Source organism: Anaerobium acetethylicum, from assembly GCF_900096945.1.
GTDB lineage: Bacteria > Bacillota > Clostridia > Lachnospirales > Lachnospiraceae > Anaerobium > Anaerobium acetethylicum.
In genome coordinates this window covers 1-14,847 of record NZ_FMKA01000016.1, presented here as the reverse complement: position 1 = coordinate 14,847, position 14,847 = coordinate 1, and the positions used below count along the sequence as shown (strand labels likewise).

At 42.9% G+C, this 14,847-nt stretch carries 15 protein-coding genes; all 15 read right to left on the bottom strand.

Going from position 1 to position 14,847, the window contains the following annotated elements:
- Window positions 1-257: 257 nt before the first annotated feature.
- Entirely contained in the window at window positions 258-1,481 is a 1,224-nt protein-coding gene (locus BJR36_RS12335; RefSeq protein ID WP_091234785.1) for an ABC transporter permease, read from the bottom strand.
- Window positions 1,478-2,257: an ABC transporter ATP-binding protein gene (locus BJR36_RS12330; RefSeq protein WP_091234782.1), complete on the bottom strand. Its 780-nt coding sequence runs from the start codon at window positions 2,255-2,257 to the stop codon at window positions 1,478-1,480. The genes BJR36_RS12335 and BJR36_RS12330 overlap by 4 nt, the downstream gene beginning before the upstream one ends.
- A 316-nt stretch (window positions 2,258-2,573) precedes the next feature.
- Window positions 2,574-3,059: a Cys-tRNA(Pro) deacylase gene (ybaK, locus tag BJR36_RS12325; protein WP_091234780.1), complete on the bottom strand. Its 486-nt coding sequence runs from the start codon at window positions 3,057-3,059 to the stop codon at window positions 2,574-2,576.
- Between the two features lie 568 nt (window positions 3,060-3,627).
- A complete protein-coding gene (locus BJR36_RS12320) occupies window positions 3,628-4,545 on the bottom strand; it encodes a pilus assembly protein TadG-related protein (RefSeq protein WP_091234777.1) in 918 nt (305 codons plus the stop codon).
- A 121-nt stretch (window positions 4,546-4,666) separates the two neighbouring features.
- Window positions 4,667-5,026 (bottom strand): DUF192 domain-containing protein, encoded by a 360-nt coding sequence (locus tag BJR36_RS12315; RefSeq protein ID WP_091234775.1) that lies wholly within the window; start codon window positions 5,024-5,026, stop codon window positions 4,667-4,669.
- Entirely contained in the window at window positions 5,013-7,553 is a 2,541-nt protein-coding gene (locus BJR36_RS12310) for a vWA domain-containing protein (protein ID WP_207648865.1), read from the bottom strand. The genes BJR36_RS12315 and BJR36_RS12310 overlap by 14 nt, the downstream gene beginning before the upstream one ends.
- Before the next feature lie 50 nt (window positions 7,554-7,603).
- Window positions 7,604-8,524, bottom strand: a complete 921-nt coding sequence (locus BJR36_RS12305; protein WP_091234770.1) for a type II secretion system F family protein — start codon at window positions 8,522-8,524, stop codon at window positions 7,604-7,606.
- A gap of 15 nt (window positions 8,525-8,539) precedes the next feature.
- On the bottom strand, window positions 8,540-9,517 hold the full coding sequence (locus tag BJR36_RS12300; RefSeq protein WP_091234767.1) for a type II secretion system F family protein: 978 nt from the start codon (window positions 9,515-9,517) through the stop codon (window positions 8,540-8,542).
- Between the two features lie 2 nt (window positions 9,518-9,519).
- Window positions 9,520-10,905 (bottom strand): TadA family conjugal transfer-associated ATPase, encoded by a 1,386-nt coding sequence (locus BJR36_RS12295; protein ID WP_091234764.1) that lies wholly within the window; start codon window positions 10,903-10,905, stop codon window positions 9,520-9,522.
- A gap of 17 nt (window positions 10,906-10,922) precedes the next feature.
- On the bottom strand, window positions 10,923-12,098 hold the full coding sequence (locus BJR36_RS12290; RefSeq protein WP_139133552.1) for a CpaE/TadZ family protein: 1,176 nt from the start codon (window positions 12,096-12,098) through the stop codon (window positions 10,923-10,925).
- A gap of 5 nt (window positions 12,099-12,103) precedes the next feature.
- Window positions 12,104-12,820, bottom strand: a complete 717-nt coding sequence (gene cpaB, locus BJR36_RS12285) for a Flp pilus assembly protein CpaB (protein WP_091234759.1) — start codon at window positions 12,818-12,820, stop codon at window positions 12,104-12,106.
- A gap of 76 nt (window positions 12,821-12,896) precedes the next feature.
- Window positions 12,897-13,286, bottom strand: a complete 390-nt coding sequence (locus BJR36_RS12280; protein ID WP_169823684.1) for a TadE/TadG family type IV pilus assembly protein — start codon at window positions 13,284-13,286, stop codon at window positions 12,897-12,899.
- 86 nt (window positions 13,287-13,372) lie between these two features.
- Window positions 13,373-13,942, bottom strand: a complete 570-nt coding sequence (locus tag BJR36_RS12275) for an A24 family peptidase (RefSeq protein ID WP_091234753.1) — start codon at window positions 13,940-13,942, stop codon at window positions 13,373-13,375.
- Between the two features lie 103 nt (window positions 13,943-14,045).
- Window positions 14,046-14,219 (bottom strand): Flp family type IVb pilin, encoded by a 174-nt coding sequence (locus BJR36_RS12270; protein ID WP_091234750.1) that lies wholly within the window; start codon window positions 14,217-14,219, stop codon window positions 14,046-14,048.
- A 349-nt stretch (window positions 14,220-14,568) separates the two neighbouring features.
- A partial coding sequence (locus BJR36_RS12265) for a transposase (protein WP_207648864.1) occupies window positions 14,569-14,847 on the bottom strand: 279 nt, incomplete at its 5' end.

Below are 14,847 nucleotides of genomic sequence, written 5' to 3'. Positions count from 1 at the left end.
TCTGATTACTGTTCTGTAATCCGGCAGGCATCCCTCCAGATAGCTGGGGGGATGTCTCTCGCCTTCTGTCTGTGCATGCATCTGCTGCATGTAAGACCATGCAATACATAAACGGACGGGATAAATCCAAATCTGGATTTGTCCTGTCCGTTCTATTATCCGGCTATGCTGTTACGAATTTCGGTTCTCATAAACTATTCAGGACTATGTCTTTCATAGTCACATATGATGCACACAAATTGCAAAACCAGTAACTCTTATGCATTCATCATCACTTTCTCGCTGTTGAAGGCTTTTACGATTACTGCCGTCAGGATTCCGCCCGCCGCCAGGGTGCTGATGAAGGTAATTGCAAATTCCAGCAGGGACAGGTCTCTCGCGAAGAGATCCCTGAGGGCGATGGAACTGTTGTACAGGGGAATCATATAATAATAAAGTGCAGAATCTCCCTGATTGAACATGGTCACCATGCCTGCTCCGAGCACGAAAATGTAGATCGGGGTGACATAAGCTGTGCCTTCCTTGACTGTTTTTGCGAATACTGCAGCCAGGGATATGATTGCCACATACAGGAATACAAGTACCACGACTATACAGATCATTTCGATGATCTGCACCGGGGTGAACCTGATTGTCATGCCTTCCAGGATATCCCCGCCTCCAAATGTAGTGGAAATGTGGGGCAGGGCCAGTACCATGGAAATGACATAGATCGCTGCCGACAGCCCGCATAGTATCATAAGGGAAAACACCTTTCCAAGCACGATAGAGCTCCTGTTAATAGGAGATATCAGCATGCTTGCCATCGTTCCCCTTTCCTTCTCCCCGGTTATTGCATCGATTCCCAGGTTCATGGCCCCTGCAAACAGGATCAGAGTTATGAAATAGGGCAGCATGCTTCCGAGCATTTTCCCTGTTGCCTTCTCCTCGTCCTGAATCATCATATCCGGATTGTCAGAATCGATGGTAAATACAGTTATCCGCTCTACGTCACCTATTCTTCCTGCCAGTATCGTCTGCCTGTAAGGCTCGATGATGCCATTCAGATAGAAGCTTCTGGCTGCTTCGGAATACTCCTCCGACGGATTATAGAATGTCCTGATCTGGGGTATCGCATCTCCGGTCTTATAGTCCTGCACCGCCTCTGCAAATCCTTCATCGAAAACGATGATCAGTTCCGCTATTCCCTGCCTGATCTCTTCCTTTGCGACTTCCAGATCATCCCCTGCATCCATGAACTTCAGATCCCCGGCTCCTTTGACCGATTCAAGGATTTCCCTGAAGTCGTCCGGGCTGTTCTGTATATATACGGCAGGCTCGTGGGCGTTTACATTTTCCTCTGCGTTTGCTGTCAGGTTTCCGATCAGCGCATACATTCCTATGATCAGCGCGACTGGGAAAACAAAAAGCGACAGCACCAGCTTCTTGTCCGAAAACACCCTGGTCAGTTCTTTTTTCATGATGTATCCGATTCCCTTCATTGTGCCGTCCCTCCATTCACCTGTCTGTATAATTCGAAAAATGCTTCCTCAAGATTCTCCGTGCCCGTGGATTCCAGAATCTCATCAAGGCTCCCCTCGATGACTTTTCTTCCTTCTATAATCACTGCAATCCTGTCACAGAGCTTTTCAGCCTCCGTCATGATATGGGTGGAGATTATGACAAGCTTTCCCCTGCCTTTCAGCATTTTCAGATAATCCGTAACGCTCCTTGCAGTCACGATGTCCAGACCGTTCGTAGGCTCGTCAAAAATAATGACTTCCGGGTCATGGACCAGACTCACGGCAATCGCCGCCTTCTGCTTCATGCCTGTCGACAGCTCATCCACTTTCTTGTCCTGAAATCCTGTGATTCCGAAGTATTCAAAAAGCTCCTCTCTCCGGGCATCCACCTCGTCTTTGGAAACTCCATGGAGCCGTCCAAAAAATTCGAAGAGGTACCTGGGCGAGAACTGCGGATCCAGCTTGATGTCGTTTGTCAGGAAGCCGATCTTCTTCCTGACGTCCTGGGACCGGGTCACCGTGTCGAAGCCTGAAACCCTGATCTCTCCCTCTGTGGGTTTTAGAAGAGTTGCGATGCACCTTAAAGCCGTCGTCTTTCCTGCCCCGTTGGGACCGAGGAGCCCGAATATCTGGCCATCTTCTGCCCTGAGGCTGAGATTTTCAATGGCTGTTGTCATGTTCTTTTTTGTCTTTACCTGGTGCATCTGTTTTCTGCTTAATTTATAGATTTTTGTGAGATTATTGATTTCGATCATATGAATGCGTGTTCTCCTTTCTATGGTTTTCCATTTTTGCTTAATTCCCTTTTCGTTCTGCATTGTGTTCCAGTTAAAATCCTAAGTCTTTAATTGCTAAGGATTATGTCCTTCGTCGCCACATGGATGAAAGATGACGCCTGCACACTTGGCTGCTGTATCAGTCTATCATATGTGACTATTCAGGACTACGTCCTTCATAGTCACATATGAGGCACACAAATTGCAAAACCAGCAATTTGGCGCACGAATGTCTCGGGTTCTTATGCAAAATCAGCATAAAAACACCTTGCGAGACAGGAGTTCTGAACAGTTACTATCTTACAATAATATCCCCATAGGACGCATTGGCCGCCTTGATAAAGTTTTCCGGCCTGATCTTCATCTGCACACCGATTTTCCCGGCGCTGATATAGATGTTTTCCAGGCTTTCTGCTGTATTGCTGATCAGGGTCCTGTACTGCTTCTTCATCCCGATTGCCGTACACCCGCCCCGCATATAGCCGGTTATGGATGTGATATCTTTCACAGGTATCATTGCAACAGATTTCTCACCTGCTGCCCTGGCCGCCTTCTTCATATCCAGCTCCTCTGCAATTGGAATCACAAACACGAAATATTCCCTGCTGTTTCCCACAGTTACCAGGGTCTTGTACACCAGTTCATGGGGAAAACCCAGTTTGTCTGCGGTTTCAATCCCATCTATAAATTCATCACAGTCGTATGACTGGTGGGTGTATGCTATCTTAAGTTTATCCAGAATTCTCATGGCGTTTGTTTTGATTTCTTTTTGTTTTGCCATTGTTTTGGTGCCTCCCGTTCCGTAACTGATAAAACAGTATTATTTGTTACTAATCACAATTGTACCAAATCGCTAGCACTATGGCTAGCCTAGGTATATGTTACCATCCACCATTTTTATAATATGAAGATTTCCCCTTCGTTTTCTTACTGACAGCACAATCAATTCTTATTTCACATACCTAAAAGCATATCTGGACTATCTGGATACCATCCTTCATAAGCATCCCAAATAAGCAAAAATGGAATCGAATCAAAATCCATATATTATTTATTTCCATTATTTAAAATAATTGCATATAATTGTATTAAACTTGCGTTTTTGTATGTCACTATTTCTTTTTATTTAAACAAAACATAATCATTCAGAATTTAACGATACTTAGCTGCTATTTTTAAAAGAATCACTTGAAAAATGCAGTTTCTAAATAAGAACAAAAAAAAGAATTCCTTTGAAATATCCATGTATCATTTCGGAATTCTTTTTTTTGTAGAAGTTATGTTTTGAATCGCTTGCATTTAGTAAAGATATCTCAATGAAAACATTAACAGGAGTTAACTAAGTCCCCTTATTCTATAAGTTTTACTTTATATGCTCCATAACTAGTCGCCGCACCTCCGGTTGAATTTCCTATCACCATTTCCATAAATTTGCCATTGATATAAGCTTCCGCATTATTTCCATTCCCTGTCGTACCACTGCTTTCAAGAAAAAAAACGGCAAAACCCACTATTGTAACTTCTTTCCTTCCATTTACTTCCAGCGTGTTCACTACCGGTACAACACAAATGCGAGCAGATCCTTTTTTTACAGTTTCAAACGTAGCCGTTGGATCTTGATTAATGCGGTAGCTTAATCCTTCGGCTGTTTTACCAGCCATGTTGCCTGGTTCCGTATCAATCTTATCCCCAATCGTTAGTATACCATCATACCCAAACTTAAGATTCTTACCAAAAACATTCGCACCTTGACCACCAAGTGCTAAACAATTAAAATTGCCATGATACGGGCCAGCGCCAGCGTTTTCTTTCAAAACATAGGTTTGGCCATATTCAAGAGTTTGGCTTTCCACGCCCAAAGGGACAACACCAGAAGCGCTTTTCACAGAGCTTATATCAGCAACTGCACGGGCGGATACTTCTTTTTTCTCAAATCCCAAAATTCTAGCAAATGTATAATTCACATTTTTTTTACAAACAACTTCAATCTTGGTTGGATCTTCTTGTTCTGGAAGCATTGTATTCTCTGCACCGTTTTTTTCAGCATAATATACTGCAGTACCTTCAGCATCACCTCCGTTCAGCAAATCCTGCGCTCCGGCTAGTGCCGCTGCATCAGCAGCAGTCTGCATTTCAACTTTTGTGACCCTCATCATCCCCACGTCAACAACTAATGCAGCAACCCCCAATAGAACCACAAGTAATAAAGCAAAAAATACCAATGCCTGACCATCTTCATTTTTGACTATTTTCTTTAGCTTTTTCATTCTGATCCCACCTTTCACTTATACCAGCCCACTCATATGCGGCCTTCTTTTATCAAAGAAATAAGCAGTAGTTTCACGAATTTCTTATGCCACCGTCCTTACTCTTTTCAGTACGACCCCTTCATTCCATAATCATGATTTTAATCTCATCACCCATTTCAATATTCAGCCTCTTCGAAATCCCTTCTGGTGCCTCGATCACAAATCTTGCTCCCCTGACAACCGGACTTACCGACATCTTTCTCATGGAATGCTGAATATGGCAGATCCTGTTATCGCGATTAACAAAAATCACATCAATCGGAAACCGCATTCCTATCATATGCACGCTGTTGCACGGATTGATGATCAGCCCAGCATCCGCCGCAAGCCCTTTTCTTCCAAGCAGTCCACGAAACCTGGTGAAAAATGTATCTGCGATTTCCGCTTCGCCTAATATTATTCTGTTCTTCGAAGCATTATAGACTTTAACCTTTTTCATCTCGTCCCTCCAGGATATTGCTGCCCGCTTCTTTTTTTTCAATCTGTCTTCCAGCAGGCATCGTATAGCGGAATATATAGTTTCCTGATTCAAACTCATCATTGTCTACCAACATCTTACCCGTCAGTATCTCCCCGTCCTTTTCAAGTATGCCAGGAACCGTTGCCTTAATAAAATATTCTACTGGCACTGACTTCCCGAATAATGTTCTCCATCCTGCAAGGACTGCACTTTTTACTTTTTTCACTTCGGATGTAATGATAAGATCATAAGTGAATCCGGTATCCTTGATGCGATAATCGGCATTCTCGTTCTTCTCATTGAAACTGATTATAATCTTATCCTTATTCAGTCTTTCAAAATTAAACCTGCTGCTTATCTCATCTGAAGCATCTGCAATCCTGGGCTGACAAATCATCTGTCCGCCAATTATTTTTGCCCCCAGATATATCCGCCTGTAAAGTACTGCCCCTCCTATTAAAAATATCAGCAATATCAATATCAGAACAGCAGCAAGGATAAGAACCGGCATCGGAAGCGATTCAAATGTTCTCTGCATGAATGTCGTCGTAGTTCTCAAATATCCCTGCAGTCCGGAAAGAACCTCCACCTTGCAGGTCAAATAGTCCGTACTTAAAACTGTCAGCTCATTCTCTGTCCTCAAAGAAATGTCAAAAACATGGTTTCCTTCTCCGGTATCTCTGTTCAGTTCGATCTCAATCGCAGTTTCTTTTGTTTCTCCCGGCTCAAGAATGAATTTATCACGAACCAGTTTTCCAACCTGCTCATCAATAGCGAAATTTAGGGTTTCCCGAAATTCCGATCTGTTTGTTATGGTAATCGGAATTGAAAGTGTGGCTCCCTTGATCAGGGAAAACGCCTCTTCTTCCCGTTCGATTACAATTTCACCGGGCTGCATGATCTTGTAAGTACCCAGACTGTTTTCCAGAACAAAGCTCTCGTTCTTATAGATTCCGGTAACAATCAGGGTCGCTTTTGCAGTAGTTGCCTTTACAAGGGTTATCTGCCCTGACCAGATACCATCATTGGGCAATATGTCCCTGTTCGCTTCCTGGCCGTCATCCGTCAAAATAATCTGCTCTGAGGTGCCGTCCTCATGACTTATCAGCAGGCTGTAGTTGGTTATGGTTAAATCCCCGCCCTGTTTCAATCTTGTTTCACTCATATTCAAGCTGGAGTTTATACCGATGACCTCTCCTACCCTGTAGCCTTCTTCTTTCATATAGAAATTATTTTTCAACACCGGCAGTATTCTGACATTGAACGTTTCCTGAGTCGATGTGATAATCTCTTCGTTCAGCAGAACCCGGACCTCAATGGAATATGTTCCCGGCGTCTCTGTCTTATCATAAGTTCCGGTAAATATCCCGTTCTCATTTTCCAAAACAATCTCTTCTGCACCGGATCCGTCTGCACCTGTAACATACGCAATTGCCGATATTCCATCCTTCAATTCGCCGGTAACGTTGACTTCAATATTAACCGGCTCCTTAACAGGGTGCTGGGATGATACAAGGGGGGATACGAGCCAGGATTTGATATTCAGATCCCTGTCACCGAAAACATCCACTATGCCGGTCCCCCGTAGGTTCAGCCTCCAGTTCCCGTAGGAGGCACTATCCCGATTGTTCATCGTTATGATTGTGTATTTGTCTGTTTTATTGATATTGGCTGTTTCATTACTGATCTCACCACCTGGATTCCTGATTTCCACCTCATATGCAGCACCTTCGCGGTTGGCAATGACTATAGTGGACTGGCTTGTATATTCATCCAGGGTGATATCAAATCCCGAATCGGCATTCAATTCCATAGTCTGGTTTATGAACCCTTTCCGGTTTTTTAGATTTCCAAGAATGTCAAAAAAGCTGGATGCCAGGGTGACCGGATCACTGAGAACCTTAAAGTCTCCACCTGTGTCGGAAGCAATTCTTGATAAAACATCCGCTCTGATTCCTTCACTGAACCCAATGGCATATACAGGAAATTTATTGACTGCAAAATTCTGAACGCTTCCCCACAGGGACTCCATGTAAGCATCCATAAATCCCGGCTCGTTCTTTCTTCTGCTGTCAGGATCCGGCTCGCCGTCGGTTATGAACACAACCACCTTCCTGACATTACTCTCCTGCAGCCCCGCCAGCTGGTTAAAGGCTTCATCCAAAGCTACCTTGTAGTTCGTATCTCCTCTGGATTCAATATTTGGTGCCAGGTTCTGCTTGAACATGGCTTTTCCGGCTGAATCATTTATCCTCTGTAGAGGCTGCACGACTGTTGTAGCCGTATCAAACGTGATAATCCCCAGATAGTCCTCCGGACTCAGCAGATCGATAAAAATATTAGCTGCCGTTTCACGCAGTTTCAGAGGGTCTGTATCTGCCATGCTTCCGGACGTATCAATCACTAATGATACTGCTAAGGTTTCCGGCACCAGTTCCTGTACCTCTTCACCTTTTGCAACGATAAAGTCACTTGCTAGAAAGCTGGCTATTATCAATGATATCATGATGAATTTATAAACGTTCCGCATAGTCATACATCCCCTCTGTCTCGATTTTACCTGTTTAGCGATATGAAGTTTTCAAATATGTTTATTGCTGCCGGTCCCAGAATAACGACAAATAATGACGGAAACATAAAGAAGATCAGTGGGAACAGCATTTTTACAGGTATCTTGGCTGCACGTTCCTCTGCCCTCTGCCTCCTCCTCTGCCTCATGGACATTGACTGGATTCTCAGCATGTTTGCGATATTGGATCCCAGCTGTTCCGTCTGTATGACAGCTGTTATGAATGCATTCAGATCTTCCACTCCTGTTCTGGATGAGAGCCCTCTGAAAGCTTCCTCCCTTCCCCTGCCTCTTGATATTTCATTCAACGTCTTATTAATCTCTTCACTCAAAGGTCCGCTCATTTTCTCAGAGGATTTTTTCAGCGCCATGTCAAATCCAAGCCCGGCTTCTACGCTTACATAAAGCAGATCAAGCAGATCAGGCAGCGATCTTCTGATTTTCTCCTGTCTTTTCACTGAATCTGCATATAACGAATACAGTGGCAGAAAAAACCCAATCATCAAGGCTAAAAATAATGCCTGCATGTTAGTACTTCCTCTCAGATATCTGAAAGCAAGATATATGCACCCTCCAAATACCAGAGACAGCATGATCTGGGTCATCATCACGCTATTGACCGTTACATTTTTACCTGCGCCGGAAGTCAGTATCATCTGGGTGTATTTTTCCTTTATTGACCGCGGAGCTGCGTTTCCTATCATTCTGATTATACGCTGATAGACAGGCTTAATGACCCTGTTGATGAAAGGCTCTTTAAACTCATTGCCGTCATCTTCATCCGACATCATCTTTACAGCATCTAATCTCTCTCCAACCATCCTTCTCTGGCTGAAAACCACTTCATAAACACTGATTACCAGCAAAGCAGCTGTCAGAAAAACCAGAAAGTATATCATTAGATCCATATCATCACCTTCTCACTAGATATCAACATCCACAATTTTCCCCAATAGATAGATTCCTATAATCTCCATAATTACAGCTGCAACAATCAGTGCAATACCAATTGTATGAGTAATCAGAGTGCCTATATACCCCGGATTCAAAATAGACATAGCTGCTGCGATTGCGATGGGCAGTATACTTATGATAACGGCTGAAAACTTGCCCTCAGTCGTAAGGGTCTTGATTTCTCCCTTCAGCTTTACCCTCTCCCTGATGGTTTCCGATATGGTATCCAGAATCTCCGCAAGATTACCCCCTACCTGCCTCTGTATGATTAACGCCGTCACGAACATATCAATATCCTCATCCTCGGTCCTCCTCGACATATCGACAAGAGCCTCCTCTATTGGTTTGCCAAGGGAATTCTCTCTTATGACCTTGCCGAATTCATCTGCAATTGGATTTTCAAGTTCCTTTGATGCAACTGACATTGACTGGTTGAAGCTAAAACCGGCACGGAGTCCATTTGCCACAATGGTAAGTGCCTCCGGCAGCTGGTTATTGATTTTCCTGGATCTTTTCCTTTTTGCCTGGTCAAGAAACAGATCTGGAATCTTAAATCCAACAAAAAATCCTATGGGCACCACTATGATATTCTGACTTACCAAAAACATCAGCAACCCAGCCACAAGCCCTGTTAATGCTGAAATCCCCAAAAATTCCTCGGGTCTCATTAATATTGCCGCTTGGGCAAGTTTTGCTTTTTTATGTTCCAGGTACTCCTTTCGTGGAAGTATTTTTGCAATCAGATTGAAGACTCCTCCCATCTGCTCCCTTGTCGTAGGTTTTGCAGCTGAAACTTCACCGGCATATCCCCCGGTCTCTTGCGTGCTAGTCTCAAGCCGGTGTAAAATGGCTATTCTTTTTCTATAAAACACGCTATATAAGCCATAGACAAGAAGTACTGTTGTTAAAAATGTCATTATTAAAATGACTGGCACGAACTTTAACATTTTTAGTACCTCCTTTTTATACTATTGTCTGAAGCCTGCTCCTGGGGTTTAAATATACTGACCGGTATATTATCACCGTGTTCCCTTATTTTATCCAGAAACCCTGGTACGATTCCTGTCGGAACATGCCTGCCGATAATGCCGCCACGTTCATCGAATCCATCCTGCCTGAACACGTAGATGTCCTGAATGGTAATGGTATCTCCTTCCATACCCAGTATTTCAGATACCTTCGATACCTTTCTGGTACCATCCGAATATCTGGATACATGGACGACAAGGTTGATTGCGGAAGAAATCTGTTCTCTGATTGCCCTTGAGGGCAGTTCCATACCAGACATCATTACCATGGTTTCCAGACGGGAAAGGCTGTCTCTCGGGGTATTGGCATGTACTGTCGTAATCGACCCGTCATGGCCTGTATTCATGGCCTGAAGCATATCCAGTGCCTCCCCGCTTCTTACCTCACCTACAATAATCCTGTCAGGCCTCATTCGAAGGGCATTGACCACCAGATCCCTGATACCAATCCTTCCTTTTCCTTCAATATTGGAAGGTCTGCTTTCAAGCGTTACCACATGTTCCTGTTTGAGTTGCAACTCTGCGGCATCTTCAATCGTAACAATTCGCTCATTATCAGGTATGAAGCTTGACAATACATTTAGGAATGTGGTTTTACCACTTCCAGTTCCCCCCGATACGATTATATTGATTCTTCCTTTCACGCTGGCTTTCAGCAGTTTAGCCATGTCCGTATTCAGTGTCCCGAAGGCAATCAGATCATCAATCATATAGGGATCAACGGCAAACTTCCTGATTGTAATGGTAGGACCCTTTATGGACAGAGGAGGAATAATGACATTCACCCTGGAACCGTCGGGAAGTCTTGCATCAACCATAGGCGAACTCTCATCCACCCTTCTTCCCAAAGGAGCAACGATCTTATCAATAATATGAAGGACATGCTTGTTATCACGAAATGCATTCTCCGTCTTTTCAATCTTTCCAGAACGTTCAATATAGATTTTATCAGGACCGTTTACCATTACTTCTGTAACAGTCGGATCATTCAGCAGGTTCGTAATAGGTCCATATCCAAAAATCTCATCCATTACCAGAACATTGATTTTCTGTTTATCAACAAGAGAAAGATGCGTTTTTGATTCATTGAGATAATTATTCAGAACCTCATTAATTTTATCGGAAGCGGTTTTCTTCTGAACCGCCTCTGAATCGTTTGGTGAAAGTATGATTTCATCAATGACAGTATCAAGCACCTGGTTTGCAATATCCTCCAGTTCCTTTTTTCTTTTTGCCATGACATCAACTTTTGGTTCCTTTTCAAAGCTGCTGATATTCCCATTTATTCCATAGGTTGCAAAATTCATGGAGTCCACCTCCTCTCTTATTTACGTCTCTTCAATTCTGCATTATCGACTAATTTTTTCACCAAAGTAACAAAATCCTTTGTCAAAGGCCTCGATGAATTTTTGATCACAAAAGGAATCCCCAGGTTGAGTGAAGAGATAACCTCCTTATAATCGGCTCTCAGTGCCGCCATAACATCCTGGTTCAATGTGGTCTCGACATCCTTCAGTTTTATCCTGTCGCCCTTGGCTACTTTGTTCAATATTACCTTAATCTTAGATTTTGGATAATTCAGTTCTCCTAACGTAATCAGAGCTGCTTTCACATTTCTGACAGATGCAACTTCCGGTGTTGTTACAATAAGCAGTTTATCTGCCACTGCAAAAGCTGGATTCACTGTCTCCGAAAAGCCTCCCGGCATGTCTATCACAACGTAATCAAATGCATTCTGCAATGTCTTCAGGATTACGTCGATGTCCCCCGCATTGATGAACTCATTCATCATTGGCTGGGCATTTGCCGGCAGCACTTTGATTCCGGATTCATGGGGAATCAGATAGCTCTCGATAAAATCCTGATCGATATTCCTGATGTCATCCACGATATCAGCTATGGTGAATTTTGGAACAATATTCAATGCCAATGCTGCATTGCCAAAATCCAGATCCAGGTCCACCAGAACAACCCGCTTACCAGTTGTTTTTGCAAGTGCAACAGCAAGATTGATTGCAATAAAGGTTCTTCCGACTCCGCCTTTTGTACTGAATACTGTATAGACCTGCCCCACCGCTGCTCGTCTCCTTGTTTTCGGTGCAGACTCCTTATGGACCAATACCTTTGTCTTCATATGCTGGTTGGCTTTATAGATAGAGTCAATCAGTTTTGCAGGTACAATCGGCCTGATCAGTACGTCCTTCGCACCTGAAAAAATAGCTTTATGCATTGTCTCTTCCTGAAGTTTCTCCTCCATGATAACGATTGCCAGTTCGGGATATTCTGAATATAGTTTTTCCGAAACCGCATATCCGTCATCTTCAACTTCGGAACCTACGAGTACAACGTCTATGCTATTATTCTCAATCAGTTCCGCTGCCTCTGTTGATGATTCCACTTCGCCAATCAATGCAATATATTCCACATTAAGGAGCATCTGCGCCATTTTATTTCTCTCTTCGCCAACCGTATCCAGTACCAGCACTTTTATTTTATCCATCCCATTCACCTGTCTCTCCAAGTATTAAAATTTTCAGAACCGAACTGCTGCAGGTCAGCTTTCGTATTGTCGACCGGGTTACGAAGGGTAAACTGGAAGGTTCCATTCATATTTGCAAATGCCAGAACTTCCGCCTGCGCCGGCGTTACAAGTACTGTTAATGAAGTGGCTACTCCGCTCTGCTGTTCTTCAGTTACAACAGCCGAGGGTCCCTCAGCCAGAACTTCAATGTTCTGCAGCTGCGTATAGACCACCTTCATGGGATTGATCTCAATATCCGCATAGCTTACAATAATATCGATCCTGTCGCCCGATTCTATGTATCCGCCTACTCCTGACACCTCTGTCATGGGAAGCGTTATTGCCCTCATATTTTCAGGAACACTGTAGGAAAGAGATGATGCAGAGCTGTCTGTTGCCACCCTGCTGGAAAGCACCTGCTCCCCTTTCACGATTTCCGAATTTGCGATTGCTCCTATTATCTGATCCTTCTGTAATACAGCCTCAGGATGCACCGCCTCTGTTGGCAGGGATGCCGTTGTCAGCATCTCCTCCATAATTTTTACATGCTCCGGAATCGTATCAACTGCCACTACTACTTCTGTAAGTGCAACGGGTTCTGCCCCTTCGGTCTCAATACTGCTGATGTAATAATATGTAGTACCTACAGTAATAAGTCCAAGAATAATAGCCAGAATCAAAACTTTCTTGTTAACCTTCATACTATATCCCCCCTCGAAATTAGTCTTATCGATTTAAAAACCTACTTTTAACTTTGCTTATTTCTATCCCGACTTCTTACTCTATTTTCATTTTTACTATAGATGTCATAGCAACCTCATCCGGTACATAAAGACCGATAATGGATTTGATTTTTGCATTAGCTGTTACTACCAGATAATCACTTCCCGTAGCATCACTCGTATCCAAAATAGTCAGTCCACTCAAATCCGCAGCAGCTTTCATAACCTTTATCACTTCTACCTTCCGTGCAGCTTCCGTCGTCTCCAGCACGACTCCTGCTCGGGCGCCCTCCCTAGCAGCACCGTTCAAGGTTATCTTGCCATTCAGTAACCATCCATATTCAATCATCCCTAATACAAGCAGAATCAGGATTGGAAGAACAAGAGTAAATTCGACCAGCGCTTGCGCATTTTCATTTTTCTTCAAATTTCTCCATTTTTTCATAGATACCACCTTCGTCTCTGGTATACTGGACTCAATTTTATTTTCGTATTTCATATAATTAACATTTTATTTTCCAAAGATCAGACTTATATTATTCTATTAACAGCTCCACTCAACACTAAAAAGGTCCCTATCGCTATCGCAACACCATAAGGAATATACATTTTTTTTCGTTCCGCTTTAACGGTTTCAGTATATGTCTGTACCTTTAAAACCGATCGATTCAACGTCTTTTTATAAAACCAACCCAGTAACGGATTGAATGCCAAACAGAAACAATTTAAAATCACCTTAAAAAATTTCTTATTCCAAATCAAAACAAGTAATGCAACTACTCCTCCTGCCATTGCAGTATACAGCAACGCAGACAGAGTGAACTCCCATCCCATTATAGCTCCCACTGCTCCCATAAGTTTTACATCTCCGCCTCCTATGAGGCCCAATGCAAATGGTATAAAAAAAGCAGCCATTCCAAACAGGAATCCAAACAAACTGAATTGAAATCCATTGAAACCGCTGATTATGGTTGATGAAACCAGGCCCCAAAGAATAACCGGAAAGGTCAAAACATTCGGGATTTTTCTATCTTTAATATCCAGATAGGCTGCTAGGAGAAGAGTCGTTATCAGTACGTATCTGTTCATATCAATCTGCATGGTACTCACCTCATTTTAAATACTGATATTGATCATCCCTATTTGATAATGGAGATGATCAATATCACAAAGAAAACCATTTACTGTTTAACTTGTTTTCAAATCAAGTGGTTGGGTTATTAATTTTATTTGAAATTTTAGTAAACGCAGTTTGTATGGCCGCTACCAATGTTGGACCTGTCGCTATTGCTAACAATGAAATCACTGCTATTACCAGCGCATACTCTACAATTCCCTGTCCTTCTTCTTCCTTAAATAATCTTCTAATTAATGTCATAACGCTTTCTCCTTCCTATTTCTTTAGCTAATATAAGTATTAACATTAGCTAGATGAAAAAGTTATATTGTTCAAGAAATAGATTAGAAAAGTTCTAAGTCAGGGGCTCAAAATCAAGAGCTTGAGAAATACTTCAAGCCCCTGATTTAGTACTTTTCCTTTGAACCAAGTCACGCATGCGGACGGTATATGCAGTTTTGAAGGTCTGCCAATAGGTGTGGATATGCCATTCCTCAGGCAAACAGATCAGATAAATCTTCTGTTGGAGGACGATATAGCGAAAATATATCCTGTTTATGGCATGCTTCATAAGCCGTCCTGTTTCAGGCGACTTTTTAGTTGGTCATTATCAGAATTGTAAGGCTGTCAATGGAACACCTCTTGGCAGGTGGATCAGCGTTCCGCTGCATTTGGAACAATGGCAGATATCACGCTGAAATAATAGCATCATCAGATCAGCAGTCTTCAGCTCTTTGACGGGATTTCCTTTGTAAATGGTATTTCGTAGCCGGTGGATCAGCTTCAGTTTCTTGGTCTTCTGGCTGTTTGTCAGAAAGCCGCTGAAACGTACACGGTTGAATCCTTTGGGGAGTATATGCCGCAGGAACAGGCGGAGGAATTCCGTTCC

Bases quoted from the DNA above. Each gene is read 5' to 3' on its own strand.
- BJR36_RS12335 (WP_091234785.1), bottom strand. From the start codon at position 1,481: ATGAAGGGAATCGGATACATCATGAAAAAAGAACTGACCAGGGTGTTT.
- BJR36_RS12330 (WP_091234782.1), bottom strand. From the start codon at position 2,257: ATGATCGAAATCAATAATCTCACAAAAATCTATAAATTAAGCAGAAAA.
- ybaK (WP_091234780.1), bottom strand. From the start codon at position 3,059: ATGGCAAAACAAAAAGAAATCAAAACAAACGCCATGAGAATTCTGGAT.
- BJR36_RS12320 (WP_091234777.1), bottom strand. From the start codon at position 4,545: ATGAAAAAGCTAAAGAAAATAGTCAAAAATGAAGATGGTCAGGCATTG.
- BJR36_RS12315 (WP_091234775.1), bottom strand. From the start codon at position 5,026: ATGAAAAAGGTTAAAGTCTATAATGCTTCGAAGAACAGAATAATATTA.
- BJR36_RS12310 (WP_207648865.1), bottom strand. From the start codon at position 7,553: ATGATATCATTGATAATAGCCAGCTTTCTAGCAAGTGACTTTATCGTT.
- BJR36_RS12305 (WP_091234770.1), bottom strand. From the start codon at position 8,524: ATGGATCTAATGATATACTTTCTGGTTTTTCTGACAGCTGCTTTGCTG.
- BJR36_RS12300 (WP_091234767.1), bottom strand. From the start codon at position 9,517: ATGTTAAAGTTCGTGCCAGTCATTTTAATAATGACATTTTTAACAACA.
- BJR36_RS12295 (WP_091234764.1), bottom strand. From the start codon at position 10,905: ATGAATTTTGCAACCTATGGAATAAATGGGAATATCAGCAGCTTTGAA.
- BJR36_RS12290 (WP_139133552.1), bottom strand. From the start codon at position 12,098: ATGGATAAAATAAAAGTGCTGGTACTGGATACGGTTGGCGAAGAGAGA.
- cpaB (WP_091234759.1), bottom strand. From the start codon at position 12,820: ATGAAGGTTAACAAGAAAGTTTTGATTCTGGCTATTATTCTTGGACTT.
- BJR36_RS12280 (WP_169823684.1), bottom strand. From the start codon at position 13,286: ATGAAAAAATGGAGAAATTTGAAGAAAAATGAAAATGCGCAAGCGCTG.
- BJR36_RS12275 (WP_091234753.1), bottom strand. From the start codon at position 13,942: ATGCAGATTGATATGAACAGATACGTACTGATAACGACTCTTCTCCTA.
- BJR36_RS12270 (WP_091234750.1), bottom strand. From the start codon at position 14,219: ATGACATTAATTAGAAGATTATTTAAGGAAGAAGAAGGACAGGGAATT.